Source organism: Streptomyces sp. NBC_00400 (assembly GCF_036048035.1).
Classification (GTDB): domain Bacteria; phylum Actinomycetota; class Actinomycetes; order Streptomycetales; family Streptomycetaceae; genus Streptomyces.
This window is the reverse complement of the sequence record NZ_CP107940.1, coordinates 7,631,800-7,656,793: the sequence shown is the minus strand read 5'-3', so window position 1 is coordinate 7,656,793 and position 24,994 is coordinate 7,631,800. Positions and strand designations below refer to the sequence as shown.

Genomic DNA, 24,994 nt, shown 5'->3' with positions numbered 1-24,994 from the left:
GTGAGCCGGCTACAGGGAGCTTCCCCGCGGTCCGGGCCGCGGCCGTCGGCCGGCGGGCCCGCCGGGATGGTGCGGCACAGACTGCGCTACCTGCTCGAAATCGGATGGCACGTCCTGCGCCCACACCGCTCCGTGGCCGGCAACGCGCTCCGGGTGACGGTGGCCTCGTGCGTGGCCTTCTACCTCTGCCGCTACGCCCTCGGTCTGACCGTGATGTCCGTCTACGCCACGTTCACCGTGGTGTCGCTCGGCGTGCTCGCCCGGATTCCGGGGTCCGGACGCCAGCGCGCCACGACCGTGCTCACGGCGATCCCCGCCGGGCTGGCGCTCGTCACACTGGGCACGCTGCTCGCCGTGCAGACGTGGGCCGCCGTCCTCGGCATGCTCGTCATCGGATTCCTGGTGGCGTACGCGGGCACCACCGGACCGCGGATCGCCGGGGCCGCCCCCGGGATGCAACTGCTCTACATCCTGCCGTGTTTCCCGCCCTACGCCCCGGACGCGCTCGGCCAGCGGCTGTCCGGCTTCCTGCTGGGCGCGGTCCTGCTCGCGCTGGCCCAGCGCTTTCTGGTGCCCGAACCGGACACCCCGCCGTTCTGCCGGCTGCTGGCCGATGCGGCCGACGCCGCGGCGCGCCTGGCGGACCATCACGGCGGTCCGCTTCCCGTGCAGGCGCTCGCCCGGGCGCACGAGACCGGGGACGCGCTGCGTCCGTCCCGGGTGCCGCCGGCCGATCTGCCCGCCTCCCCCACCCTCGCCCACAAGGCCATGGCACACGCCACCGAGGCGGTGCGCACCCTGCTGGCCCGGCTGGAGGCCCTGCACGCCTCGGTCGGGCCGCAGTACGTCTACCACACGGAGACCGTGGTGCTGCTGGAGGACATCGGCGACGCCGCGCGCGAGGCGGCGAAGGCACTGCGGCGGGGCAGGCGGCTACGGCCCGGGGAGGGGCCGTCCTCCGCCGTCCTGCAGAGCGAACTGGCCCCGGCGCGGGCCCACCGGGCCGTGGACACCCTGGAGCAGCTGAGCACCGACGACCGGCTGGTCTACCTGCGCCGCCGGTCCCAGGTGGTGCAGGCCGCCGACAGCGCCGTCGTCCTCGCCCTGGCCACCCGGCTGCTGCTGGGCGACCGGTCCGTCGAACGGAGCCCCGCCGGGCACACCTTCTCCTATGCGAAGGCGCGCTTCCACGAGCTGTGGTGGCAACGGCTGACCACGCACCTCACCCCCCGCTCGGTGATCTTCCAGAACGCCTGCCGGTTCGCGCTCGGCCTGGCCGCCGCACGGGCCGTCGCCGGGCTCCTCGATCTGCAGCACGGCTTCTGGGTGCTGCTGGCCACGCTCACCCTCACCCGTACCACCAGCCTGGAGACCTGGTCCGCGGTCCGCCAGGCGCTGGCCGGCACGCTGGTCGGAGCGGTGCTGGCCGGCGGGCTGCTGGCGCTGGTCCACGACCGGGACACGGTGTACGCCCTCGTGCTGCCGGTGGTGATGCTGGTGGCGTTCATCGCGGGGCCGCTGCGCGGGCTGGCCTGGGCGCAGGGCGGGTTCACGCTGGTCGTGGCCACGCTGTTCGCCCAGGTCTCCCCCGTCACCTGGCAGCTGGCCCCGGTCCGGCTGGTGGATGTGCTGGTCGGCAGCCTCATCGGGCTGGCCTGCGGGCTGGTGGCCTGGCCGCGGGGCGCGGGCCGCGAGGTGCGCCGCAGCATGGCGGGACTGTGCTCGGCCATCGCCGATGCCATCGGGTACACCACCGCACGGGTCGTCGACCACTCCGGCAGCGCGGACTGCCTCGCCATCAACCGGGCCCTCGTCCTCGCGCAGGAGAGCCTGGCCCAGTACCACTGCGAGCTGCGGGACGAGCGTGCCGGGCAGCCGGACTGGCCCTCGGTGCTGGTTGCCGGGGCGGACGCCCGGCGCGGCGAACGGCTGCTGCCCGGCCGGCCGGGACGGATCGCCCCGCAGGAGGTCAGCGCCTGGCTGCGCCGCGCGGCCGACCGGACGGCAGACGGCTACCGGTCCCTCGCCCGGCATCTGCACGCGGACGGCGAGGTGCCCCGGGCGGACGCCCGGCCGCTCGACATCCGCGCGCTGCTGGCGGTGGCCCCGGCAGTCCCGCGCCACTGCCCGGACCGGGAGGCCCGCGCGCTCTCGGCCGCGCTGCTCCTCGATTCGGTGATCTGGCTCGATGCGCTCACCGCCGATCTGGAACGGATCCACCAGGAGATGTGACGCCGCGCCGTCGGCCGTCGGACACGGGTTCACCGCCTGCCGAGCGGCTGCCACTCCAGGAGCAGGATCGTGGCGTCGTCGTTCAGCCCGCCGTGCCGGCTCTCCAGAATGACGTGGATCAGCTGACGGAGCGCTTCCGAGGCGAGCTCGCCGACCGCGGTGGCCCGGATGATGGAGTCGGTGAACCCCGCCAGGCCGAAGCGTCCGCCACCTGCCGTGCGGGCCTCGGTCACACCATCGGTGTACAGCAGCACCCGGTCCCCCGGCTCCAGGGCCTCCCGGTGGACCGTGCGCGGGGCGTCGGCGAGCGTGGCGGGCATGCCCATCGGCGGTTCGCCCGGGCGCTCCAGCGCCTTGTGGACCTGGTGGTCGCGGATCAGCAGGGGCGGCGGATGACCGCAGTTGCACCAGGTCAGCACCCCGCTGGTGAGATCCAGCCGGGCGGCGATGCCGGTGCAGTACTGCTCGGGCAGCCACTCGGCGAGCACCGCGTCCACGGTCTTGACGAGTTCCGGCAGCGCGGCGCCCATCCGGCGCGCGCTGCGGCAGCCGGCCATGGCGATCGATGTGGTCAGCCCCGAGGCGAGGTTGTGCCCCATCGCGTCGAGGATCACCGCATGCAGCGTCGACTCGGTCAGCGCATGGTCGAAGGCGTCTCCGCCCAGCCCGTAGGCCGGTTCCAGGACGCCGGTGGACACGGCCCGGTCGCTGCCGACGGTCCGCGGGGGCAGCAGGGAGCGCACCAGCTCGGCGGGCAGCGTCATGGTGTCCGTGCGGGTCTTGCGCACCACGTGGTCGTTGATGCCGCGCTGGGAGGTGATCGCCATGGACAGCACCGCCACCAGGGTGCGGCAGCGGCGCAGCACGGCGCCGTCCAGCGTGTCGACGTGCATCCCCACCACGCCCAGCCGGTCCGCGCCGTTGACCAGCGGCAGCCAGGCGATGAGGGGGCCGGCGGCGCTCTCCTCGACGCGCAGCGTCAGCGTGCGGTAGGCCCAGCCGGCCAGCGACTCGTCCACCAGGAGCGGTTCCCCGCCGGCCAGGGGCGTCAACTGCCGCTGCTGGAGGTCCACGAGGTAGACGGACACCCGGCGCAGACCGATCCGGGCGGCGTAGCGGTCGACCAGGGCGAGGAAGTGTGAGGGCGGCGCGGTGTGGACGGCGGTCAGGAACTCCTGCAGCAGCTGCTCGCCGTCACCGGCCGGAACACTCTCCACGGCCATCCGCGCGTCCCTCCGAGCACCGTGCGTCGTCATGAGCACTGCGAGCCAAGTGTGTTCCGGGTGCCCGTGCCATCCGGAGGCGCCATACGGCCCAACGGCCGCGCTCGCGCGCGAAGCGCCGCCGGACGCGGGTGCCCGGCTCCGGTCCGCCCGGGTGCGGATGGGGTGGCGGGCCCTGATCCTGAAGCAGTGGAGCCATGTGCGTGGTGTGGCGTCGCCGCTTGCGGGCATCCGCCGGGCAAGAACACGCAGCAACAGCACAAGGAACCCGACAAGGCAGCATGTCGCGGTACCGCCGTGGCAGCGGAACGGACACACATGAGCAATGGATTCATGGGTCCGGAGGGCTACGGCCCGGACTCGTTCGGTGACTTCCTCGCCCGCTTCTTCGGTGCCGCGCCGTCCGCGAGCGGTGAGCCGGGGCAGCCCGCGCCCCGGCAGGCGGACATCGCGCGCATGATGAGCGGCCCCGCCCGGGATCTGGTGACCGCCGCCGCCGCTTACGCCGCCGAGCACGGCAGTCCGGAGCTCGGCACCGAGCACCTTCTGCGGGCCGCCCTCGCCGCCGAACCGACCCGCACCCTGCTGCAACAGGCGGGGACGGACCCCGACGCGCTGGCGGCCGAGATCGACAGCAGCGCCGGTTCGGGGCCGAAGCAGTCCAGCGTCGCCGTGACCCCCGCGGTCAAGCGGGCCCTGCTGGGCGCGCACGACCTGGCGCGGGACAACGGCGCCTCGTACATCGGCCCGGAGCATGTCCTGGACGCGCTGGCGGCCAACATGGACTCGGCGGCGGGGCGCATTCTGAACCTCGCCCACTTCGATCCGCAGGCCGCCCCGCAGAGCGGCCACGGGGCGCCGCACGTGGCCCCCGAGCACGGCACCCCGCCGAAGCACGACACACCGACCCTGGACAAGTTCAGCCGCGATCTGACCGACCTGGCCCGGGCGGGCCGGATCGACCCGGTCATCGGCCGCGAGGACCAGATCGAGCAGACCATCGAGGTGCTGTCCCGCCGCGGGAAGAACAACCCGGTACTGGTCGGCGACGCGGGAGTGGGCAAGACGGCGATCGTCGAGGGCCTGGCCCAGCGCCTCGCCGACGGCGACGTCCCCGAGAACCTGTCGGGGCGGCGCGTGGTCGCCCTGGACCTGACGGCCGTGCTCGCCGGCACCCGCTACCGCGGTGACTTCGAGGAGCGGATGAACGCCATCATCGAGGAGGTCCGCACGCACCCCGAATCGCTGATCGTCTTCATCGACGAGCTGCACACGGTCGTCGGCGCCGGCGGCGGCAGCGGGGACGGCGGCTCCCTGGAGGCGAGCAATATGCTCAAGCCCGCCCTGGCCCGCGGCGAGATGCATGTCATCGGCGCCACCACGCTGGAGGAGTACCGGCGCAACATCGAGAAGGACGCCGCCCTCGCCCGCCGCTTCCAGCCCATCCTCGTGCCCGAGCCGGACGTCACCGACACCGTGGAGATCCTGCGCGGGCTGCAGGACCGCTACGAGGCGCACCACCAGGTCCGCTACACGAACGAGGCACTGCTCGCCGCGGTCGAGCTCTCGGACCGCTATATCGCCCACCGCTTCCTGCCCGACAAGGCGATCGACCTGCTCGACCAGGCGGGCGCACGCGTCCGGCTCCGCTCGGGCGCGAAGGCCACCGACGTCCGCGACCTGGAACGCGAGCGGGAGCAGCTGGTGCGGGACAAGGACCAGGCGGTCGCCGCCGAGCAGTACGAACGGGCCACCGAGCTGCGCGACCGGGTCGCCGCCCTCACCGCGCGGATCGAGGCCGGCCGGGGCGAGCCGCCGACCGACCGCCGGATCGTGCAGGTCACCGCCGAGGACATCGCCGAGATCGTGTCGCGGCAGACCGGTGTGCCCGTGAGCAGTCTGACCCAGGAGGAGAAAGAGCTGCTGCTCGGCCTGGAGGAACGGCTGCAAACCCGGGTGATCGGCCAGGACGACGCGGTCACGGCCGTCTCCGAGGCGATCCTGCGGTCCCGGGCCGGGCTCGCAGACCCCGACCGCCCGATCGGCAGCTTCCTCTTCCTCGGCCCGACGGGTGTGGGCAAGACCGAGCTGGCCCGCGCGCTCGCCGAGGCGCTGTTCGGCAGCGAGGAGCGGATGGTGCGCCTGGACATGAGCGAGTACCAGGAGCGGCACACGGTCAGCCGGCTGGTCGGTGCTCCCCCGGGATACGTCGGCCACGAGGACGCGGGCCAGCTGACCGAGGCGGTACGCCACCACCCGTATGCGCTGCTGCTGCTCGACGAGGTCGAAAAGGCGCACCCCGATGTCTTCAACATCCTGCTGCAGGTCCTCGACGACGGGCATCTGACCGACTCCCAGGGCCGCCGGGTCGACTTCAAGAACACCGTCATCGTGATGACGAGCAACCTCGGCTCCGAGGCGCTGAGCGGCGGCCGCGGGGTGCTCGGCTTCGGCCCGGAGGTCACGGGGGCGGAGGCGGGCGACGGTGCGCGGGAGCGGGCGCTGGGCTCCCTGCGCGAACACTTCCGACCGGAATTCCTCAACCGGCTCGACGAGATCATCGTCTTCCGCCGGCTCACCGACGACCAGCTGCGGCAGATCACCGTCCTGCTGCTCGACGGGACCACCCGCAGGCTGCGCGCCCAGGACATCTCCATCGAGTTCACCCCCGGCGCCGTGGACTGGCTCACCCACCGCGGCCACCAGCCCGAATACGGCGCCAGGCCGCTGCGGCGCACCATCCAGCGCGAGATCGACAACGCGCTGTCGCGGCTGCTGCTGGACGGCGCGCTGTCGGAGGGCGGCGCGGTGCGCGTGGAGGTGAAGGACAGCGAGCTGGTGTTCCGCACCGAGGAGAAGCAGGAGGAGGGTCCGGGTGGCACCGCTGGGCCCGCGTGACACCTCCCAGGGGCGCCATGAGTCGCCGGAAGAGCGGGCCGACCGTCGGTGGAACGAACTTCTGCAGGAGGTCCGGGTCATCCAGACCGGTGTGCAGATCCTCTTCGCGTTCCTGCTCACCGTCGTCTTCACCCCGCGCTTCGCCACGCTGGAGCCGACGGACAAGGTCATCTACGTGGTGACGGTCCTGCTGGGGGCGGCCACGACCGGCGCGCTGATCGGTACGGTGACCTTTCACCGGCTGGTCACCGGGCACCGGCTGAAGCCGGAGACGGTCCTGTGGGCCTCCCGCCTGGCCCTGCTGGGCATCGTTCTCCTGCTGGCGACGGTCGCCTCCGCGCTGCTGCTGATCCTGCGCATCGCGCTGCACAACTCCGCCGTCCCCTGGGTCGTCACCGGGATGGTCGCCTGGTTCGTGGTCTGCTGGTTCGTGCTGCCCGCCTGGGTCCTGCGCCACTATTCGTCCAAGGACTGAACCGGTCGTCCAAGGACTGAACCGGTGCGGCCCCGCACGTCAACGGCCGCCAAGGGCGCGGGCCGAGACCCTGACCTGGGTCTCGGCCCGCGCCCTTGGCGGCCGTTGACGGCCGTTGCGCCGTCGCCCGTCAGGCGCGTGCGGCGGCCGGACCCACCCGGCGCGGGCGGTAGAGCAGCGCCGCGCCCGCGAGTGCGGCGCTGGCGACTGCCAGCCCCACTGCCAGCAGCTCGGGCCACATGCCCGCCTCTCCCAGGCCGCTGCCCAGGGGAGACAGGACGCCGGCCCGGGACAGCGCGTGCAGGGCGATGATGATCATTGCCGCGGCGGCACTCACCGTCCAGACCAGGGCGGTGTCGCGCATCGCCAGCCAGCCGGCCAGCAGCAGGTACACGACGGCGATGGCCATCGAGAGCCCGGCGGCCGCCTGGGCGCCCTGCAGGTGCGACGAGTGCACCGGCAGATGGCTCAGACCGCACAGGGCCAGGGCAGCGGCCGCGGGCCAGCGCAGTACGGACCGCAGTACGCCGGGGACCGCGTAGCCCGGCTGCGGAGCCGCCTCGGCCGGTGCGGCCCACGCCGGGCCGCCGTGCCGCATGGTGTCGGCGGGCTGCCGGGACCAGGGGGTGTGCTGGGGCGGCCGGCCCATCGCGGACTCCCGCTGTGCCGTGGACAGCGGCTGCCCGTTGCGGTCCAGGGGGCGGACATCGGGGTCGAGCACGTGCATGGAGGCGGTGGGTTCGGGTTCGCCGTGGCCGCTGTGGCTACCGGGGCCGGGCGGGAAGGGGTCCGGCGGGAAAGGGTCGGCCATACCGTGGTGGCCGTCGCTGCCGCCCTTCGTACGGTCGAACAGCTCGATCAGCTGCGCCACCTCCTCGACGGGCCGGTCGACGGCCACCGCGCGCAGCGCTTCCTGGCTCGACTCCGCGGTGTGCGGGGTGGCCCGCAGCATGTCGAAGAGCGCGGCGACCTCGCTCACCGGCCGGGAAACCACCGCCATCCGCAGGGCTTCATCGCCGGGGTTGGGAACGTCGCCGCTGCGCTTGAGCAGTTCCACCAGGGCGGCGACTTCCTCCAAGGGCCGATGGGTGACTGCCTCCCACAGAAGGGTGTGGGACGAGTTGTGCTCAGGGGGCATGGGCGGAAAGTGCTCGCCGGGTCCTGTCGATGACAGTTCGGCGTCGCCCCCACAGAGTGCTGGTTCGGATGTCATGGAGGGACTCCACTGAACGAGGGGAGCGTCAAACACCAGAAGCGCTGACACTCGGCGGACGTTGAGAGTGCTGTGCTTCAGCCAACGTCCCTTCGGTGTGCCCCCGCCATTCAGGAAGGCCATCCGGTGGAGACACGCCGGTATGCCCGGGCGCGCCGCCGCCCGGCGGTCCTCTGTGACGTCGGCCGTGTACGCCCCACCACGAGACGTGACGTTTCGACGTGCCAAGGCCCGCCGAGCCTGATTCGCTGGTAGGTGGAGCTCTCCATACACCACACCGGTGAAGGACAGATCATGAGCGCAACAGGAGAATCCCACGGACGCATCCAGCAGATGCGCGACAAGGCCCAGGAATTGCAGGCGGCCGCGGAACGCGCCGGCGACCCGGAGGAGCAAAAGCGGCTCCAGGAGAAGGCGCGCAGGCTCCTGTCCCAGAGTGAGCAGGAAAGCGGTATGGCCAGCGGAGACATCTACCCTGCCGAGTGAGGCCGGGCTGTCCTGGCCGCACCGCCCTGCGTAAGGCCGCACCGTCCTGCGTAAGGCCGCACCGTCCTGCGTGAGGCCTCGCCGCCCTGCGTGAGGCCGGGCTGCCCTGCGTGAGGCCGCACCGTCGCGCGGGCGAGGCGTCGCCGAAGCGCCCGGCTGTTCGAGTGGCTTCGCGGTGGGCACCGATCAGCGGTCCGTGCCGCCGGGAAGCGGTGACCGCATGATTCCCTCCGAGCCCCCACGGGCCGCCGGGGCCGTGGCCCGGACGGCGTCCGGGCAGTCCATGGCCGGCCGTACGGGCTACGACGAGCGCTTCCTCGGGGTGCCGGTACCTCTGCCGGTGCCCGCGGGCCCCGCCGTGCGGACAGTAGTGCTGCCCTACACCCACTTCACCGTGGTGCTGCGACCGGACCGGCGGATGGCGGCGGCCACCGCGGTGTGTATCGACGGTGAGCGGCTGCTGGAGCAGGTGCCGCCAGAGCACGACTGGCAACCCGATCCGCGGCTGGACGAGGACCGGCAGACCGGCGAGGAGGTCTACCGGAACAACTCCCTGGACAAGGGGCATCTGGTGGGCCGGCGCGATCCCGTGTGGGGCGAGGCCGCGGAGGCGTACCAGGCGGATGCCGACACCTTTCACTACACGAATGCCGCCCCGCAGGCGGATGTGTGCAATCGGAGCAGGCAGGTCTGGGAGGGGCTGGAGGGCTATCTGCTCGACCACGCCGCCCGGCCCTGCCGCAAGCTGGCCGTCCTCGCCGGGCCCGTACTGCACGACTCGGACCCGCCGTACCGGGGCATCCAGGTACCGCTGCGCTTCTGGAAGGTGGCGGCGTTCCTCCGGGAGGGCTCGCTGGCGGCGACGGCGTACGTCCTCGACCAGAGCCCGGACCTGATCTGGGACGCCGAGCGTGCCCTGGCCGGGGCAACACCGGGGGCGCCCCCGGTGTTGGGCGCCTTCCGGACGTTCCAGGTGCCGGTGACGGATGTCGCCGAGCTCACCTCGCTGAGCCTGGGCCCCCTTCCTGCCGCCGATCTGATGCCCGTCGTACGCGCCCCGGAGGACCGCTGGAAACGGCTCGCCTCACACGACGACATCGTGCTGCAGCGCCGGTGAGGGGCCGAAGCCGCGAGCCGTACGCCCCGGGGGCGAGGGCTTGCCCTGCACGGCAACGCGTGGGCGGGCCGCCCCTGACTATTTGACGAATTCGGTGGTGTAGGTCTTCTTCAAGTCCACGGTGGCGTTCTTGAGGTTGGGGTTGAAGGCCTTCAGGACGCGTTCGACGGTGGCGGGGCCGTCGGCCGGCATCACCCCGTCCTTGGTGAACATCGGCAGGGTGTCCTTGATCGACCGGGCGTACAGTTCCTTGCCGCCCTGGGCGTAGTCGGACGGCATCTTCGCGACGATCTGTTCGGCGGTGTGCGTGGACATCCACTTGAGGGTCTTCACGAAGGCGCGGGCCAGCTTCCGCACGGTCTCCTTGTGGCTGTTCACCCAGTCGGTGTCCATGTAAAGGCTGGACGAGGGGTAGGGGCCGCCGAGCGCCTTCTTCGAGCCCTCGGGGGTGCGCATGTCGATGAGGATTTTGCCGAGCTTCTTTTCCAGGATCTGCGCGACCGTGGGATCCGTGGTCATCCCGCCCTGGATCGAGCCCTGTTGGAGGGCCGAGAGGAAGGTCTGGCCGGCGCCGACCGCCACCGGGGTGAACTCGTGGGTCTGCACCCCGTTCTTCACCGCGAGGTATTTGGTCAGGAAGTCGGTGGAGGAACCGAGGCCGGTGACGCCGAGCTTCTTGCCCTGGAAGTCCTTGGCCGAGGTGAGGTCGCCGGCCGCCTTGTCGGAGACGACCTCGACCTCGCCGGGGGCGTGCGCCAGCTGGACCACCGATTCCACCTGCTTGCCCTTGACCTGCAGATCGAGGGTGTGGTCGTAGAAGCCGACGACGCCCTGTACATCGCCGGAGACCAGCGAGGTGGTGGCCTGCACACCGGCCGGTTCGGTCAGCAGCGTGACGTGGACGCCTTCGTCCTCGAAGTAGCCGAGCTGCTGGGTGAGTCTCGCGGGCAGGTAGATGACCTTGTCCAGGCCGCCCACCATGATCTTGATCTTGCCGTTCCCGTTGTCGGAACCGGCGGCCGGGGAGCCGCCGCAGGCGGTGAGGGTGGTCAGGGCGAGGGCGGTGGCGGCCACGGCGGCCGAGAGCTTCCGTGCGGTGGGCATGGTCACGTCCTTGTGAGGTGGAAAGAGGAAGGGGAAGCGGGGAAGGGGTCTTTGCGGGGGGCGCGCGAGGCTCAGCGGCCGTCGCCGGCGTCGGCCGGCTTCCAGCGGAAGAGCCGCCTTTCGAGGAAGGCCAGCAGCCCCTCGGCAAGCAGGGCGACGACGGCGAGGATCACCATCGCGGCGTACACACCGGCCGCGTTGAAGGTCCCCTGGGACGCCGAGACCAGCAGGCCCAGGCCCTTGGTCGCCCCGATGTACTCGCCGACGATCGCGCCGATCAGCGCGAAGCCGAAGCTGACATGAAGGCTGGTGAAGATCCATGAGGTGGCGGAGGGGATCACCACCTGCAGGGTGACCTGGCGGTTGCTCGCGCCCAGGATCCGGGAGTTGGCGACCAGGTTGCGGTCGACCTCCCGGGCGCCCTGGAAGGCGTTGAAGAAGACCGGGAAGAAGACGAGGACCACGGCGGAGGCGACCTTGGAGGCCGGCCCCAGGCCGAACCAGATGAGGAAGATGGGGGCCAGGACGATGCGCGGCAGCGCGTTGAGCACCTTGATGTACGGGCCGAGCACATCGGCCAGGAAGCGGACCCGGCCGAGCGCGATCCCCAGCACCACACCCCCGATGACGCCGATCACCCAGCCCAGGAGCGCTTCGTAGAGCGTGTACCAGATCTGCTCCCACAGCGAGCCCTGCGGGGTGCCGTGCAGCGCCCACTGGCTCATCTGGTTCCAGATCCTGGAGGGCATGGAGAAGTGGAACGGGTCGATGACGGCGGCGCGGGCCAGCCACTCCCACAGTCCGGTCAGCGCGACGAGCAGCAGCGCCCGGGTCCCGTGGACCAGGAGCTTGTGGTGGCGCGCGGCCCGGGCCCTGGCCCGTGAGCGGTCCGTACGGCCTGCTCCGGCCGGGGACGTGACCGGAAGCGCGGTCTCCGTCTCAGGCGACATCCGCGACGCCCCTCTCACGGGTGATGCGGACCTCTTCGCCGAGCGAGGACCAGATCTCCCGGTAGATCTCGAGGAACCGCGGCTCCAGCCGGATCGATTCGACCTTGCGGGGGCGCGGCAGATCGATCCGGAAGACCTCCTTGACGGTGGCCGGGCCCGCGGTCATGACCACCACCTTGTCGGCGAGGGCGATGGATTCCTCCAGGTCGTGGGTGACGAAGACGACGGAGGCGCCGGTCCCCGACCACAGCTCCAGCAGTTCGTCCGACATCAGCGCCCGGGTCTGCACATCGAGGGCGGAGAACGGCTCGTCCATGAGCAGGAGTTCGGGGTCGTTGACGAAGGTCGCGGCGAGGGCGACACGTTTGCGCTGCCCGCCGGAGAGCTGGTGCGGATAGCGGTCCTCGAAGGCCGCAAGACCGACCCGGGCGAGCCATTCCCGTGCCCGCGCTCTGGCCTCGGGCTTCGGTACGCCGCGGAACCGGGGGCCGGCCATCACATTCGACAGCACGGTGCGCCAGGGGAAGACCGCGTCCTGCTGGAAGACGAACCCGATCTTGTCCCCGATGCCGCGCACCGGCTCCCCGGCGACCAGTACGTCGCCTTCCGTGGGCTCTTCCAGCCCGCTGACCAGGGTCAGCGTGGTGGACTTACCGCACCCGGTGGGGCCGACGACCGCGACGAACTCACCGCGTTCGACGACCAGATCCAGGTCCCGGACGGCCGTGTGCAGCGCTCCTGAGGGCGTCCGGAAGGCCTTGCTCGTACCCCGCAGTTCGATAGCGGGGCTCGTGTGGCTGTTCATGGGTCGGGAGGCTAGGAGTGATCCGGGCCACAGCGGCAGCCTTGTGGGCGCAAGTGACCTTTCTGCGCGCAAACCCTGTTGTGCTCATTTTGCTCACGCTAGAACGGCTAAGTCGTCACCAGGGGGTGTGCGAGCACTCACGCACGGCTTACGGTGCGGTGATCGCGAAGTAAAAGGTGCGGTGATCACGAAGTGAAAACGGAAGATTCGGTTCCGCAAGGGTGCGGAGGGCCGGAGACAAGGGAGACCCGATGCGGATCCGCTGGCCCCGACGGGTCTTTGCGCAGGTGCTCACCGCGCAAGTCGCCCTGACCACCGGCGTCATGGTGCTCGCCACCGGCCTCTTCCTCGCCCCGCTCAGCTCCGAGCTGGACGACCAGGCGATGCGCCGGGCGCTGTCCATCGCCCAGACCACTGCCGCCGGTCCGGACCTCGCCCGGGAGCTGGTCACCACCGAACCGGCGGCGCACGGGCCGGTGCAGGCCGAAGCGGAGCGGATCCGTACCGCGACGGGGGCGCTGTACGTCGTCGTGATGGACACCCGTGGAGTGCGCTGGTCGCACACCCACACCGACGAGATCGGCCGGCATGTCTCCACGGATCCGAGCCGGACCCTCGCCGGGCGGCAGGTGCGGCAGATCGACACCGGGACCCTGGGGCGGTCGGCCCGTGCCAAGGTGCCGCTGCGCGACGGCCACGGCCGGATCGTCGGTGCGGTGTCGGTCGGTATCGCCTACGACAGTGTCCGGGGGCGGCTGTTCGGCACCATCCCCGCGCTGCTGCGGTATGCGGGCGCGGCACTGGCCGTCGGGGTACTGGCCGCGGTCGCGCTCTCCCGGAGGCTGCGCCGTCGTACGCACGGGGTGGCGTTCGCCGATATCTCCGCCCTGCTCGACGAGCGGGAGGCGATGCTGCACGGCATCCGGGAGGGCGTCGTCGCCTTCGACCGGCGCGGCCGCATCCGGCTGGTGAACGACGAGGCCGCGCGGTTGCTGGGCCTGGACGCGCGGGCCGCCGGCCGGGCGCTGGACGAGGTGCTGCCGCCGGGGCGGACGACGGATGTGCTGGCAGGGCGGGTGGACGGGACGGATCTGCTGGCCGTCAGCGGCGGGCGGGTGCTGGTCGCCAACCGGATGCCGACCCAGGACGGCGGGGCGGTGGTGACCCTGCGGGACCGCACCGAGCTGGAGCTGCTGGGCCGCGAACTGGACGGCACCCAGGGGCTGCTGGACGCGCTCCGGGCCCAGGACCACGAGCACGCCAATCAACTGCACACCCTGCGCGGTCTGCTGGAACTGGGCCGGTACGAAAAGGCGGTGGAGTTCGTCAGCGAAGTGGCCAGCGCCCAGCGGGCCTCCGCGGAACAGATCGCGGAGCGGGTGCACGACCCGCTGCTGTCCGCACTGCTCGTCGGCAAGGCTGCCGTTGCCGCCGAACGCGGGGTGTCGCTGCGGGTGTCGTCCACGACGCTGCTGCCCGATGCGGTGGTCGACCCGCGCGACCTGGTGACCGTGCTGGGCAACCTCATCGACAATGCGCTGGACGCCACCGGGGAGCGCCGCCGCGACGAGCCGTTCGTCGAGGTGGAGCTGCGGGCCGAGCACACCACCGCCGTGCTGCGGGTCTCGGACACGGGGCCGGGGGTGCCGCCGGAGCTACGGGAGCGGATCTTCACCGAGGGCTGGTCCACCAAGGCCGCCCCGCCCGCCCCCGGAGCCGGGCCGTCCGCGCGCCCGGCGGCCTTCCACCGCGGCCGGGGCATCGGCCTCGCACTGGTGCGCCGGCTCGCCGAGCGCTACGGCGGGATGGCCCGGGTGACCGCCCGCGCGGGCGGCGGTGCGGTCTTCACCGTCGTCCTCCCCGAAGCGCTCGCCCGGCACGACGACGCGCCCGGACGCCGGCTCGCCGCCGCGGGAGGGCCACGGTGAAAACGGAGCCGCCGGAGCGAAGACCCCGGCCGAGCGGAGCATCACAATGATCGATGTCCTGGTCGTGGACGATGACTTCCACGTCGCCGAGATCAATGCCGCGTATGTGTCCCAGGTATCCGGCTTCCGGGTCACCGGCCGTGCCCACACCGCCGCCCAAACGCTGGCCACCCTGGAGCGCACCCCCGCCGATCTGGTACTGCTCGACCACTACCTGCCCGACGAAACGGGCCTGGCACTGGTGCCACGACTCCGCCAACTCGGCCACCGCACCGACGTGATCATGGTGACCGCGGCCCGTGATGTCGCCACCGTCCAGGACGCGATGCGCTGTGGGGCGCTGCAATACCTCGTCAAACCGTTCGGCTTCTCCGGACTGCGCGCCAAACTCGAGGGCTATGCGGCGCTGCGCCGTACCGTGGAGGGGATGGGGGGACACGGCGAAGCGGGCCAGGAGCAGGTGGACCGGATCTTCGGCGCCTTCCGGACCACCGACTCCCCGCACACCGAACTCCCCAAAGGCCACTCGGCGGCGACCGTCGACCTGATCCGCCGGGTCCTGGACACGGCCGGGCACCCGCTGTCCGCCCACGAGGTAGCCGAACGCGCCGGCGTCAGCCGCTCCACCGCCCAGCGCTACCTCAAACACCTCGAACGCAGCGGCCACATCACCCTCACCCTCAAATACGGCGACACCGGCCGCCCCGAACACCGCTACCGCTGGGCGAGCACCCACTGAAGGACCGGACCGGTTGCGATCAGAAAAACCTGCAGACGGATGGCCATGCCCTCATGACAGGGTGGTCCGCCCGACGATCCCAAGGGGCCGTGTCCGTGCCTGCGCCTGCCGACTACCTCGAACCGGCGCATACCGAGAACGACAGCTCCGTCCTGCATCGGCTCGCGCAATGCCCCTACCCCTTCGTCTGGCAAGCGCCGGCCGCCAATCCCCGCTTTCGGCAGCAGCGTGATCAGGCAGGGACCTCAAATATGAGTTCGAGGCCGTCCTCCTCGTCCCATTGCTCTCCGACCTCCACGAAGCCGAACCCGGAAATCGTCGCCAGGGACGCGGCGTTGTCAGGACTGATCGTCACCCGCGCGGTCCTGACCCGGGCTTCGGCAACGGCTCGATGCACCAACTCGGTCAATATCGCCCTGGCGTACCCCCGGCGACGGTAGCCGGGGGCCACGGAGTAGCCAATTTCCACCATGCCTGCCGCATCCGGCGGCCCGTGGAACCCGGCATACCCCACGACGGCACTTTCCGGCTCGGCTACCACGGCGTTCGTGAGCCACCCCGCGCTACCCGGGTCCGAGGCCAACTGATTGACCCGATAGCGCCACACCCATTTCGCCCGGTCGGTGACGAAATACTCGGTGAGAGCGACCCCCGCTTCGGCACTGGCTCGAGCAAGGTCGCCGTCCAGCAAGGCAGTCATGGCCGTGGCCGGCAACTCAACAAATCGCACCGTCTTCGGGCTGGTGGGGACTGGGGGCCGGAGCTCGGCTTTGTCTGTCACAGGGCGAATCGTCGTGGGGCGTCAAGGATGTGTCCAACGGCTTTCGCAGTGGCCCATACACTCCGACCGCATGAAGGCCCGTCCACTCGGCCCTACGCGCGCACCGGCGAACCATCCCGGTCAGAGCAACAGCCGAAACGCTGCGTCACGTTCCACGCTGCGAAGTACGCAGCCCATCGGAAATCGGCGAAGCAAAACCCAAGAGTCGTCCCATGGCCGCCCGCCCGCGTCCCGGCCCAACTGGCCGGCCGGCCACCGGAGATCCCATACGGGACGGCCTTTAGGCTGCCGGTCATGAATGCTGCGACTCCCCGTGGGACCGACTCCGAGCCCGACCTGCTCGATGCGAGGCAGCTGTCCGCCGATCCGGAGCTGGCGGCCGGGTTCGCCGCGTCGGCGCACCGGATCCTGGCGGAGCTGGTCGGCGGCGGCGCCCCGCTCGGCTGGACCGCCCCGCCCCCGGCGGACGAGGTGGCGGAGCTCGTCGAGCGGGTGCTGCGCGCCGCGCGGGCCGGGGACGGGGCACTACGGGCGGCGTACGCGGGGCGCCGGCTGGTCGGGCTGGGGTACTGGCTGCGCTACGCCCGTCCGACCCATCGGCAGCACGCGGACCTGGAGAAGCTTGCGGTGGCGCACGGGGCGCACGGCCGGGGCGTGGGCCGCGCGCTGACCGCCGCGCTGGTCGGGGACGCCTGGGAGGCCGGGATCGAAGTCCTCACCCTGGACGCGCGGGCCGACAACACCAGGGCGCTGGACCTCTACCGGTCACTCGGCTTTCGCGAGTACGGCCGCCTCCCCGACTTCGTCGCCATGGGCGGACGCCGCTACGACAAGGTCTTCTACATGCTGGACTTCCGCGGCAGCGGGCAGCCGGGGCGGCCAGGGCAGCAAGCACCGCACCAGCAGTAGCGGCGCCGTCACGAAGAGGCGCGGGGCAGCCCCCTGGGGAACCCCCTGCGTCCCACCCCTTGACAGCTCCCCCGGCCGGGCCTGACGATCCCGGGGTGAACCTGTCAGACAGCCAGACAGCTGGCGAGGCCCCCCGTCGGATCAGCGCCATGGAAGCGGTCCTGCACCATCTGCGCGACGCCATCGAGCGGGGTGACTACGCGGTCGGGGACAAGCTCCCCTCGGAGGCGGAGCTCTGCCGTCGGCTGGAGGTGAGCAGACCCGTGCTCCGGGAGGCGCTGCGCGCGCTCCAGACCATGGGGCTGACCGTCTCCCGTACCGGCAAGGGCACCTTCGTCGTCTCCGACGGCGCGGTGGCGGACCCCACCTTCGGCGACTACGCGGCGAGTGACCTCCTGGAGGTGCGCCGGCACGTCGAGATCCCGGTGGCCGGATACGCGGCAGTGCGCCGTACGCCGGAGGATCTTGATCAGCTGAACCGTCTGCTGGAGCGGATGGAGCAGGAGACCGACACCACCGCATGGGTGGCGATGGACTCCCTCTTCCATCTCGCCGTCGCCCAGGCGGCCCGCAATCCGGTCTTCCGCCGGGTCATCGAGGAGATCCGCGATGCGCTGGCCCGCCAGTCGGCCTTCCTCAATGAGCTCGGCGGACGGCGCGAGCAGTCGAACCGCGAGCACCGGGCGATCGTCGAGGCGCTTGTCGACAGCAGTGAGCACGACGCGGTGGAAGCCATGGCGCACCACCTCGCACGCGTCGAGACGACGCTGACCACCATCGTGCGGCCACCACACCGTGCGGGCCCCTCCACGGAAGACGAGGATCACGCGTGAGCGAGCAATCCCTCCGGCAGGCGGAACGGCAGCAACGACAGGGAGCGGGGCAGGACGGCGCACAGCGGCCGTCCGGCGAGCACGTGGACGCCGGTGACGCCGGGTACCAGAAGTCCCTCACGTCCCGGCACATCAACATGATCGCGATCGGCGGGGCCATCGGCACCGGGCTCTTTCTCGGCGCCGGCGGCCGGCTCGCCGGCGCCGGGCCGTCGCTGGCGGTGGCGTACGCGGTCTGCGGCCTGTTCGCGTTCCTGGTGGTGCGCGCCCTGGGCGAGCTGGTGCTGTACCGGCCGTCCTCGGGTGCGTTCGTGTCGTACGCCCGCGAATTCCTCGGTGAGAAGGGGGCGTTCGTCGCGGGCTGGATGTACTTCCTGAACTGGGCGACCACCGGAATCGCCGACATCACGGCGGTGGCGACCTATACGCACTACTGGGGCATGTTCTCCAACGTCCCGCAGTGGGTGATCGCGCTGATCGCGCTCGCGGTCGTGCTGACCGTGAACCTCATCTCCGTGAAGATCTTCGGCGAGCTGGAATTCTGGTTCTCGATCGTCAAGGTCGGTGCGCTGGTCGTCTTCATGCTGATCGGCATCTTCCTGCTCGTCACCCGGCACCCGGTCGGCGGCACCACCCCCGGCCCCTCGCTGATCGCCGACCACGGCGGGCTCTTCCCGACCGGGACCCTGGCGATGCTGCTGGTCATCCAGGGTGTGGTGTTCGCCTATGCGTCGGTCGAGCTGGTCGGTGTCACGGCGGGCGAGACCGCGGATCCGGCCAAGGTCATGCCGAAGGCGATCAACTCCATCATGTGGCGGGTGGCGCTGTTCTACGTCGGCTCGGTGGTGCTGCTGGCGATGCTGCTGCCCTGGACCTCGTATTCGGCCGCCGAGAGCCCCTTCGTCACCGTGCTGTCCCGGGTCGGGATACCGGCCGCGGGCGGCGTGATGAACCTCGTCGTGCTCACCGCCGCGATGTCCAGCCTCAACTCCGGCCTCTACTCCACCGGGCGCATTCTGCGCTCGATGGCGATGTCCGGCTCCGCACCGCGGTTCACCGGGGTGATGAGCCGCAGCCAGGTCCCCTACGGCGGCATTCTGCTCACCTCGGGGATCTGCGTCCTGGGCGTGGGGCTCAACTACGTCGTGCCGAGTGAGGCGTTCGAGATCGTGCTGAACTTCGCGGCGATCGGCATCCTCAGCACCTGGGCCATGATCATGATCTGTCATCTGCTCTTCTGGCGGAAGGCCCGGGCCGGGCTGCTCGTCCGCCCCGGCTACCGGCTCCCCGGCTCGCCCTGGACCGAGAGCGTGACGCTGGCCTTCCTGGCCTTCGTCCTGGTGCTGATGTGGGCCGACGGCGGAGCCGGCCGCACCACCGTGCTGGCCCTGCCCGCGATCGTGGCCTTGCTGGTCGGCGGCTGGTTCCTGGTACGGGGCCGGGTGGGCGCCCTCCGGGACGCGGCGGCGGGCGAGAGCGGCGGGCAGGCGGCCACCGGCGGCACCGACGGCCCCGGCGACACGGCCGGCCCCGGCAGCACCGCACCCACCCCGCACACCGGGGACAGCCCCGGCACCGACAGCACGAGCAGCACAAGCAGTACCGACAGCACCAACAGCACGGAAAGCACCGAGAACTGATCATGAGTCAGAGCAGCACCACCCTGCCGCCGCACCGCGCTGCGGGCGCACCGCCCGTGGTCCGCGAACCGGCCCACGTGCCCGTCGCCCATGTGGTGCGCGGCGGACTCGTCGAGGGCGTCCACCACGGCTCGGTCGTGGTGCTGGCGGCCGACGGGAGCGTGGAGTTCCAGGCGGGCGACATCGAGGCCGCGTTCTACCCGCGCTCGGCGCTCAAGCCACTCCAGGCGGTCGGCCTGCTGCGCGCGGGGCTGCCGCCGCTCGACGACGAGGCGCTGGCCCTGGTCGCGGCCAGCCACTCCGGCGAGGAACCGCACCTGGCCACCGCCCGGCGCATCCTCGCCGTCGCCGGGCTGGCCGAGGACCAGCTGCGCAATGTCCCCGATCTCCCGTACGACCCCGCCGTACGGGACGCGTGGATCCGCCGCGGCCTCGGGCCGACCCGGCTCGCGCAGAACTGCTCGGGCAAGCACGCGGCCATGCTGCTGACCGCCCGCACCCGGGGCTGGCGGCTGGACGACTACCTCGACCCGGGGCATCCGCTGCAGCAGGAGCTCGCCGCGGCCGTGGCGGACCTCACCGGCCAGGGCATCGCCCGAGTCACCGTCGACGGCTGCGGCGCCCCGCTGTTCTCCGTGTCCCTGCACGGTCTGGCCCGGGCCGCGGCCCGGCTGGCCACGGCCGTCCCCGGCACCGACGAGGGCAGGGTCGCCCACGCCATGCGCGAGCACCCGACGATGGTCTCCGGCAGCGGCCGGGACGTGGCCCGCCTGGTGCGGGCGGTGCCGGGCCTGCTGGCCAAGGACGGCTTCGAGGGGGTGCAGATCGCGGCGCTGCCGGACGGGCGGGCGGTCGGCGTGAAGATAGCCGACGGCGCCGACCGCGCCCGGATGCCGGTGACGGCGGCGGCCCTGGCGCACTGCGGGGTCGACCCCGGCGTCCTCGCCCCCTTTGCCGCCACACCCGTCATCGGCGGTGGCGCACCGGTCGGCACGCTACGGGCGACGGACGCGCTGACCTCACACGGCGCCTGACGCCGCCCCACTCCCTCCCTGGGCCCCTCCCCTCCCCCACCTCGCAAAGGACCACCTGCACCATGACTGCCGCCCGCCACCGCCGCGAACACGATCTGCTCGGCGACCGCGAGATACCCGCCGACGCGTACTGGGGCGTGCACACCCTGCGCGCCGTGGAGAACTTCCCCATCACCGGTACGCCGATCGCCACCTACCCGCACCTGATCAATGCGCTCGCCGCCGTCAAGGAGGCCGCGGCCCGCGCCAACGAGGATCTGGGGCTGCTCGATTCCGAGCGGGCCGACGCGATCGCCGCCGCCTGCCGGGAGATCCGGGACGGCGGGCAGCTGCACGACCAGTTCGTCGTCGATGTCATCCAGGGCGGTGCCGGTACGTCGACGAACATGAACGCCAACGAGGTGATCGCCAACCGGGCGTTGGAGATCCTGGGCCACGCCAAGGGCGACTACCGCCGGCTGCACCCCAACGAGCACGTCAACCTCAGCCAGTCGACGAACGACGTCTACCCGACGGCCGTCAACGTCGCCACGGTCATCGCGGTACACGAACTGCTCGACGCGATGACCGTGCTGCGCGAGGCCTTCGCGGCCAAGGCCGAGGAGTTCCGCGACGTCCTCAAGATGGGCCGCACCCAGCTCCAGGACGCGGTGCCGATGACCCTGGGCCAGGAGTTCTCGGCGTACGCGGTGATGCTGGAGGAGGACCAGAGCCGGCTGGCGGAGGCGGTCCTGCTCATCCACGAGATCAACCTCGGCGCCACGGCCATCGGCACCGGCCTCAACGCCCCCAGGGGCTACGCGGAAGCGGCCCGCGAGCACCTGGCCACCCTCACCGGCCTGCCCCTGGTCACCGCGGCCAACCTCGTCGAGGCCACCCAGGACTGCGGGGCGTTCGTCCATCTGTCGGGTGTCCTCAAGCGCGTCGCCGTCAAGCTCTCCAAGAGCTGCAACGATCTGCGGCTGCTCTCCTCAGGGCCGCGGGCGGGTCTCGCGGAGATCAATCTGCCGCCGGTACAGGCCGGTTCGAGCATCATGCCCGGCAAGGTCAACCCGGTGATCCCCGAGGTCGTCAACCAGGTCGCCTTCGAGGTCATCGGCAACGACGTCACCATCACCATGGCCGCCGAGGCGGGCCAGCTCCAGCTCAACGCCTTCGAGCCGGTGATCCTGCACTCCCTCTCGGAGAGCATCACCCACCTGGGGGCCGCCTGCCGCACCCTCGCCGAGCGCTGCGTCGCGGGCATCACCGCCAACACCGAGACGCTGCGCGCCGGCGTGGAGAACTCCATCGGGCTGGTCACCGCGCTCAACCCGCACATCGGCTACACCGCGGCCACCGCGATCGCCAAGGAAGCACTCGCCACCGGGCGCGGCGTCGCCGAACTGGTCCTGGAGCAGGGGCTGCTCCCGGCCGACCGGCTCGCCGCCCTGCTGCGCCCGGAGGAGATCGCCGGCACGGGCAGGGAGGCGGCCGGCGTCTGAGCCCTCGCCGTCCCGCGGCGGCCGCGGGATCCGGTCCCGTACGGGCCGGGCAGGCACCTCCGCCGGGAGGGCGCCTGCCCGGCCCGCCGTCTTGGGCGGCTGCGGTGCGCGCCGGCGGGTCAGCCGACCGGTGCCACCGAGCAGCGGCCGGTCAGCCGGCCGGCTCCGGCATCGGGACGACGTCGTAGGCGAGCGCGATGACGTTCCCGGTGGCCGGGTCCGCGAGTTCGACGCGCCAGCGGGCCGCGAACTGGTCGACGCCCTCCCGCATCGGGATGGTGCCCGATATCAGGACCGTGCCGGGCCGCAGCTCGCCGCGCCCGCGCAGGACCTCGGCCCAGTAGCCGGGAGTGAGCAGTTCGCCCGCCGTCCCGTCCTGGAGGAGGACTTCCTCGCCGCCGCCGACGGGGGTCACCCAGGCGCGCAGGGTCAGGGCGTCGGCGTCGGCGGCGAGTGGGGCGGCGCCGTCCTGCTGAGCAGCGAGTACGGGGATTCCCACCAGCGTGGCTTCTGGGCCTCGGCGGCGCAGATCGGCCCGCCCGTGGGCAATCTGATGGCCAACGGCGTGCTGGCGGCCCTCGGCTCGCTCCTGACCGAGCAGCAGTTCCTGGCCTGGGGCTGGCGGATCGCCTTTCTGCTCTCCGGCGTCCTGGTGGTGTTCGGGCTGTGGATCCGGGTGCACCTGGAGGAGACCCCGGCCTTCCGGGCCATGGAGGCGAGCGGCAACCGGTCCCGGGCGCCGGTCCGCGAGGTGTTCACGACCGAGCCGCGGGCCCTGGTGGCCGCGATCCTCAGCCGGGTCGCACCGGACGTGCTCTATGCGATGTTCACCGTCTTCGTCCTCACCTACGCCACCGAGCACCTGGGCCTGCCCCGCGGAAAGGCGCTGACGGCCGTACTGATCGGCTCGGCGCTGCAGATCGTGCTGATCCCGCTGGCCGGGGCGCTGTCCGACCGCTGGAACCGGCGCCGGATGTACCTCGGTGGCGCGGCCGCCGCTGCGGTGTGGCCGTTCGTGTTCTTCCCGATGACGGACAGCGGTTCCTGGGGACTGCTGGTGCTGGGCGTGGTGGCGGCGCTGGCGATCCACTCCCTGCTGTACGGGCCGCAGGCAGCGTTCGTCGCCGAGCAGTTCACCCCCCGGCTGCGCTACACCGGGTCGTCGCTGGCGTACACGCTGGCCGGGGTGATCGGCGGGGCCGTCGCTCCGCTGCTGTTCACCGCGCTGCTGGGTTCGTTCGGCAGTTGGCTGCCGCTGGCGCTGTACCTGGCCGGAACCGCCGTGGTCACCATCGTGGGCGTACTGCTGGGGCGGGATCCGGCGCACGATGAGGACGAGGAGTACACCCGCCCGGCGAAGGGCGCCGGGCGGTCGCCGGGGAGGATGGTCCGGGAGGCACCCGGCCGCTGAGGCGGGCCGCCCGGCACCGGGTTCCGAAGAGTTCCGCACAGTTCCGACGACACCGACCGGCACGAGAGAAGAGAGATCCGTATGCGCATCGCGCTGTGCCAGATGACGGCATCGAACGATCCGAAGGAAAACCTCGTGGACGTCCAGGACCAGGTCCGTCGCGCGGCGCGCGAGGAGGCCCGGCTGGTGGTCCTGCCCGAGGCGGCCATGGTGCGGTTCGGGGCGCCGCTCGCGGCGGTGGCCGAGCCGCTGGACGGGCCGTGGGCCGAGGGGGTCCGGGCGGTTGCCCGGGAGACCGGGGTGACGGTGGTGGCGGGCATGTTCACGCCCGCGCCCGACGGGCGGGTGGCCAACACCCTGCTGGCCACCGGACCCGAGGTCGAGGAGTCCTACGACAAGATCCATCTGTACGACGCGTTCGGCTTCCGGGAGTCCGACACGGTCGCCCCGGGCCACCGCGTGGTCACCCTCGACGTCGACGACGTCCGGGTGGGCCTGGCGACGTGCTACGACCTGCGGTTCCCGGAGCTGTTCCGGGCGCATGCGGACGCCGGGGCGACGCTGTCGCTGCTGCCCGCGTCCTGGGCCGCGGGACCGGGCAAGCGTGCGCAGTGGGACCTGCTGGTGCGGGCGCGCGCCCTGGACGCGACCGTCTGGATGGCGGCCGTGGACCAGGCCGCGCCGGATCCGCAGGCCGACCCCGAGGCGCCCGCCGAGGCGCCGAACGGCGTCGGGCACACCGCGCTGATCGGCCCCGACGGAACCGTCCGCGCCCAGCTGGGCAGCGTCCCCGACCTGCTGATCGCGGACGTGGATCCCGAGGAGGCCAGGCGGGTGCGGCGGGCCGTGGCGGTGCTGGACAACCGGAAGCTGTAGGCCCCGTCGGCCGTCGGGGTCAGGCGGCCAGGAGGATGCGCTGGGTCGCCTTGATGTGGCTGTCGATGGCCGCACAGGCGGCCACGGCATCCCCGGCCACCAAGCCGTCGAGGATCTGCCGGTGCTCGGCAAGCACCTCGTCCTGGCGGTTGCCGGAGCGGTAGAGGGCCAGGACACCGGCCCGGATCTGGCGGCTGCGCAGGGCGTCGTACTGGCGGCTCATCAACGTGTTGCCGACGGCGGCGACGAGAGTGGCGTGAAAGCGGTGGTCGGCGTCGATGAACTCCTTGGTGGTCGCCTCGCCCCGCAGGGTGTCCTGGTGGGCCAGGATGTCCGCCATCTCGTCGACGGGTGCGGTCCCGTGGTCCGTCGTGCGCTGCGCGGCGAAGCGCTCGATCAGGCCGCGCATCTCCATCAGCTCTCTGATCTCGCGGCCGGACAGCGGGGCGATATGCGCGCCGCGCTTGGGCACCAGCCGCACCAGGTCCTCGGCGGCGAGCAGCAGCAGGGCCTCGCGGATCGGAGTGCGGGAGACGCCGATCCGGTCCGCGATCTCCTGCTCGGACAGGAACCGGTCCTGCATCTCCGGGTCGGTCAGCACGCTGTCCTTGAGATACGCGTAGGCCTTCTCGCGCCCCGACTGCATCGCCCGCTCTCCCCTGCGCCCGTGGAAATTGCATACAACACGTATGCGCAGGCTACACGGTGCGCGACCGGCACGACGCGCCATGTACGCGCCGTTTCTGACGGAACGCCATACGTCCCCGGGCGCGGCCGCTGCCCCGTACCGCCGGAGCCCGGCACACCGGGGCCCCGTACCACCGGAGCCCGGACAGGGACGACGTCAGTGGCCCAG

At 71.8% G+C, this 24,994-nt stretch carries 21 protein-coding genes and 1 pseudogene; 14 read left to right on the top strand and 8 right to left on the bottom strand.

Translation table 11 applies throughout. From position 1 onward, the window contains the following. The first annotated feature begins 66 nt into the window (after positions 1-66). The gene (locus tag OHS81_RS33685; protein ID WP_328389588.1) at positions 67-2,232 is read left to right on the top strand and encodes an FUSC family protein; all 2,166 of its coding nucleotides are present in this window, start codon (positions 67-69) and stop codon (positions 2,230-2,232) included. A 29-nt stretch (positions 2,233-2,261) separates the two neighbouring features. Here OHS81_RS33685 and OHS81_RS33680 read toward each other — a convergent pair whose 3' ends face one another. Continuing rightward, positions 2,262-3,455 (bottom strand): PP2C family protein-serine/threonine phosphatase, encoded by a 1,194-nt coding sequence (locus OHS81_RS33680; protein WP_328389586.1) that lies wholly within the window; start codon positions 3,453-3,455, stop codon positions 2,262-2,264. A 318-nt stretch (positions 3,456-3,773) separates the two neighbouring features. On the opposite strand from OHS81_RS33680, the gene OHS81_RS33675 reads away from it, so the two are divergent. Further along, the gene (locus OHS81_RS33675) at positions 3,774-6,353 is read left to right on the top strand and encodes an ATP-dependent Clp protease ATP-binding subunit (protein WP_328389584.1); all 2,580 of its coding nucleotides are present in this window, start codon (positions 3,774-3,776) and stop codon (positions 6,351-6,353) included. Then, positions 6,331-6,828: a DUF6328 family protein gene (locus tag OHS81_RS33670; protein ID WP_328389582.1), complete on the top strand. Its 498-nt coding sequence runs from the start codon at positions 6,331-6,333 to the stop codon at positions 6,826-6,828. Before OHS81_RS33675 ends, OHS81_RS33670 begins: the two co-directional genes overlap by 23 nt. A gap of 130 nt (positions 6,829-6,958) precedes the next feature. Here OHS81_RS33670 and OHS81_RS33665 read toward each other — a convergent pair whose 3' ends face one another. Then, entirely contained in the window at positions 6,959-7,966 is a 1,008-nt protein-coding gene (locus tag OHS81_RS33665; RefSeq protein ID WP_328389580.1) for a hypothetical protein, read from the bottom strand. 369 nt (positions 7,967-8,335) lie between these two features. On the opposite strand from OHS81_RS33665, the gene OHS81_RS33660 reads away from it, so the two are divergent. Together OHS81_RS33660 and OHS81_RS33655 are read left to right on the top strand one after the other, a co-directional pair. Next, complete coding sequence (locus tag OHS81_RS33660) at positions 8,336-8,527, top strand: DUF6381 family protein (protein ID WP_328389578.1); 192 nt, start codon at positions 8,336-8,338, stop codon at positions 8,525-8,527. A gap of 220 nt (positions 8,528-8,747) precedes the next feature. Next, complete coding sequence (locus OHS81_RS33655) at positions 8,748-9,644, top strand: DNA/RNA non-specific endonuclease (protein ID WP_328389576.1); 897 nt, start codon at positions 8,748-8,750, stop codon at positions 9,642-9,644. 78 nt (positions 9,645-9,722) lie between these two features. On the opposite strand, the gene OHS81_RS33650 is transcribed toward OHS81_RS33655, so the two are convergent. The 3 genes from OHS81_RS33650 to OHS81_RS33640 all read right to left on the bottom strand — a co-directional run bounded on the left by OHS81_RS33650 (position 9,723) and on the right by OHS81_RS33640 (position 12,503). After that, positions 9,723-10,748, bottom strand: coding sequence for an ABC transporter substrate-binding protein (locus OHS81_RS33650; RefSeq protein WP_328389574.1), 1,026 nt, complete (start codon positions 10,746-10,748; stop codon positions 9,723-9,725). Between the two features lie 71 nt (positions 10,749-10,819). Then, on the bottom strand, positions 10,820-11,698 hold the full coding sequence (locus OHS81_RS33645) for an ABC transporter permease (RefSeq protein WP_328389572.1): 879 nt from the start codon (positions 11,696-11,698) through the stop codon (positions 10,820-10,822). Next, on the bottom strand, positions 11,688-12,503 hold the full coding sequence (locus OHS81_RS33640) for an ABC transporter ATP-binding protein (protein WP_328389570.1): 816 nt from the start codon (positions 12,501-12,503) through the stop codon (positions 11,688-11,690). Before OHS81_RS33640 ends, OHS81_RS33645 begins: the two co-directional genes overlap by 11 nt. A 251-nt stretch (positions 12,504-12,754) precedes the next feature. Here OHS81_RS33640 and OHS81_RS33635 point away from each other — a divergent pair, with 251 nt between their 5' ends. Further along, positions 12,755-14,431, top strand: coding sequence for a sensor histidine kinase (locus tag OHS81_RS33635; RefSeq protein WP_328389568.1), 1,677 nt, complete (start codon positions 12,755-12,757; stop codon positions 14,429-14,431). A 46-nt stretch (positions 14,432-14,477) separates the two neighbouring features. Then, the gene (locus tag OHS81_RS33630; protein ID WP_328389566.1) at positions 14,478-15,170 is read left to right on the top strand and encodes a DUF7342 family protein; all 693 of its coding nucleotides are present in this window, start codon (positions 14,478-14,480) and stop codon (positions 15,168-15,170) included. Between the two features lie 232 nt (positions 15,171-15,402). On the opposite strand, the gene OHS81_RS33625 is transcribed toward OHS81_RS33630, so the two are convergent. Then, positions 15,403-15,870, bottom strand: coding sequence for a GNAT family N-acetyltransferase (locus OHS81_RS33625; RefSeq protein ID WP_328391612.1), 468 nt, complete (start codon positions 15,868-15,870; stop codon positions 15,403-15,405). A gap of 375 nt (positions 15,871-16,245) precedes the next feature. Between OHS81_RS33625 and OHS81_RS33620 the strand changes: the two genes are divergently transcribed. The 5 genes from OHS81_RS33620 (at position 16,246) to aspA (ending at position 21,851) form a co-directional block, all read left to right on the top strand. Beyond that, the gene (locus OHS81_RS33620; protein WP_328389564.1) at positions 16,246-16,860 is read left to right on the top strand and encodes a GNAT family N-acetyltransferase; all 615 of its coding nucleotides are present in this window, start codon (positions 16,246-16,248) and stop codon (positions 16,858-16,860) included. Between the two features lie 95 nt (positions 16,861-16,955). Beyond that, on the top strand, positions 16,956-17,693 hold the full coding sequence (locus tag OHS81_RS33615; protein ID WP_328389562.1) for a FadR/GntR family transcriptional regulator: 738 nt from the start codon (positions 16,956-16,958) through the stop codon (positions 17,691-17,693). Next, positions 17,690-19,333: an amino acid permease gene (locus tag OHS81_RS33610; protein WP_328389560.1), complete on the top strand. Its 1,644-nt coding sequence runs from the start codon at positions 17,690-17,692 to the stop codon at positions 19,331-19,333. Before OHS81_RS33615 ends, OHS81_RS33610 begins: the two co-directional genes overlap by 4 nt. 2 nt (positions 19,334-19,335) lie before the next feature. Next, a complete protein-coding gene (locus tag OHS81_RS33605; RefSeq protein WP_328389558.1) occupies positions 19,336-20,367 on the top strand; it encodes an asparaginase in 1,032 nt (343 codons plus the stop codon). A 62-nt stretch (positions 20,368-20,429) separates the two neighbouring features. Next, positions 20,430-21,851 carry an aspartate ammonia-lyase gene (gene aspA, locus OHS81_RS33600; protein WP_328389556.1) on the top strand — a complete coding sequence of 474 codons (1,422 nt, stop codon included), beginning with the start codon at positions 20,430-20,432 and terminating at the stop codon, positions 21,849-21,851. A gap of 151 nt (positions 21,852-22,002) precedes the next feature. On the opposite strand, the gene OHS81_RS33595 is transcribed toward aspA, so the two are convergent. Then, a complete protein-coding gene (locus OHS81_RS33595; protein ID WP_328391610.1) occupies positions 22,003-22,266 on the bottom strand; it encodes a DUF2848 family protein in 264 nt (87 codons plus the stop codon). 15 nt (positions 22,267-22,281) lie between these two features. Between OHS81_RS33595 and OHS81_RS33590 the strand changes: the two are divergent. Together OHS81_RS33590 and OHS81_RS33585 are read left to right on the top strand one after the other, a co-directional pair. Beyond that, positions 22,282-23,205 (top strand): annotated as a pseudogene (locus OHS81_RS33590) (MFS transporter); the annotation flags it as partial. A 138-nt stretch (positions 23,206-23,343) separates the two neighbouring features. After that, on the top strand, positions 23,344-24,138 hold the full coding sequence (locus OHS81_RS33585) for a carbon-nitrogen hydrolase family protein (RefSeq protein WP_328389554.1): 795 nt from the start codon (positions 23,344-23,346) through the stop codon (positions 24,136-24,138). A gap of 19 nt (positions 24,139-24,157) precedes the next feature. Here OHS81_RS33585 and OHS81_RS33580 read toward each other — a convergent pair whose 3' ends face one another. Beyond that, entirely contained in the window at positions 24,158-24,784 is a 627-nt protein-coding gene (locus OHS81_RS33580) for a GntR family transcriptional regulator (RefSeq protein ID WP_328389552.1), read from the bottom strand. Positions 24,785-24,994: the final 210 nt, after the last annotated feature.

What these genes read in the sequence shown, in the direction of transcription:
- OHS81_RS33685 (WP_328389588.1), top strand. Translation starts at nt 67, where the DNA reads ATGGTGCGGCACAGACTGCGCTACCTGCTCGAAATCGGATGGCACGTC.
- OHS81_RS33680 (WP_328389586.1), bottom strand. Translation starts at nt 3,455, where the DNA reads ATGGCCGTGGAGAGTGTTCCGGCCGGTGACGGCGAGCAGCTGCTGCAG.
- OHS81_RS33675 (WP_328389584.1), top strand. Translation starts at nt 3,774, where the DNA reads ATGAGCAATGGATTCATGGGTCCGGAGGGCTACGGCCCGGACTCGTTC.
- OHS81_RS33665 (WP_328389580.1), bottom strand. Translation starts at nt 7,966, where the DNA reads ATGCCCCCTGAGCACAACTCGTCCCACACCCTTCTGTGGGAGGCAGTC.
- OHS81_RS33660 (WP_328389578.1), top strand. Translation starts at nt 8,336, where the DNA reads ATGAGCGCAACAGGAGAATCCCACGGACGCATCCAGCAGATGCGCGAC.
- OHS81_RS33655 (WP_328389576.1), top strand. Translation starts at nt 8,748, where the DNA reads ATGATTCCCTCCGAGCCCCCACGGGCCGCCGGGGCCGTGGCCCGGACG.
- OHS81_RS33650 (WP_328389574.1), bottom strand. Translation starts at nt 10,748, where the DNA reads ATGCCCACCGCACGGAAGCTCTCGGCCGCCGTGGCCGCCACCGCCCTC.
- OHS81_RS33645 (WP_328389572.1), bottom strand. Translation starts at nt 11,698, where the DNA reads ATGTCGCCTGAGACGGAGACCGCGCTTCCGGTCACGTCCCCGGCCGGA.
- OHS81_RS33640 (WP_328389570.1), bottom strand. Translation starts at nt 12,503, where the DNA reads ATGAACAGCCACACGAGCCCCGCTATCGAACTGCGGGGTACGAGCAAG.
- OHS81_RS33635 (WP_328389568.1), top strand. Translation starts at nt 12,755, where the DNA reads ATGCGGATCCGCTGGCCCCGACGGGTCTTTGCGCAGGTGCTCACCGCG.
- OHS81_RS33630 (WP_328389566.1), top strand. Translation starts at nt 14,478, where the DNA reads ATGATCGATGTCCTGGTCGTGGACGATGACTTCCACGTCGCCGAGATC.
- OHS81_RS33625 (WP_328391612.1), bottom strand. Translation starts at nt 15,870, where the DNA reads ATGACTGCCTTGCTGGACGGCGACCTTGCTCGAGCCAGTGCCGAAGCG.
- OHS81_RS33620 (WP_328389564.1), top strand. Translation starts at nt 16,246, where the DNA reads ATGAATGCTGCGACTCCCCGTGGGACCGACTCCGAGCCCGACCTGCTC.
- OHS81_RS33605 (WP_328389558.1), top strand. Translation starts at nt 19,336, where the DNA reads ATGAGTCAGAGCAGCACCACCCTGCCGCCGCACCGCGCTGCGGGCGCA.
- aspA (WP_328389556.1), top strand. Translation starts at nt 20,430, where the DNA reads ATGACTGCCGCCCGCCACCGCCGCGAACACGATCTGCTCGGCGACCGC.
- OHS81_RS33585 (WP_328389554.1), top strand. Translation starts at nt 23,344, where the DNA reads ATGCGCATCGCGCTGTGCCAGATGACGGCATCGAACGATCCGAAGGAA.
- OHS81_RS33580 (WP_328389552.1), bottom strand. Translation starts at nt 24,784, where the DNA reads ATGCAGTCGGGGCGCGAGAAGGCCTACGCGTATCTCAAGGACAGCGTG.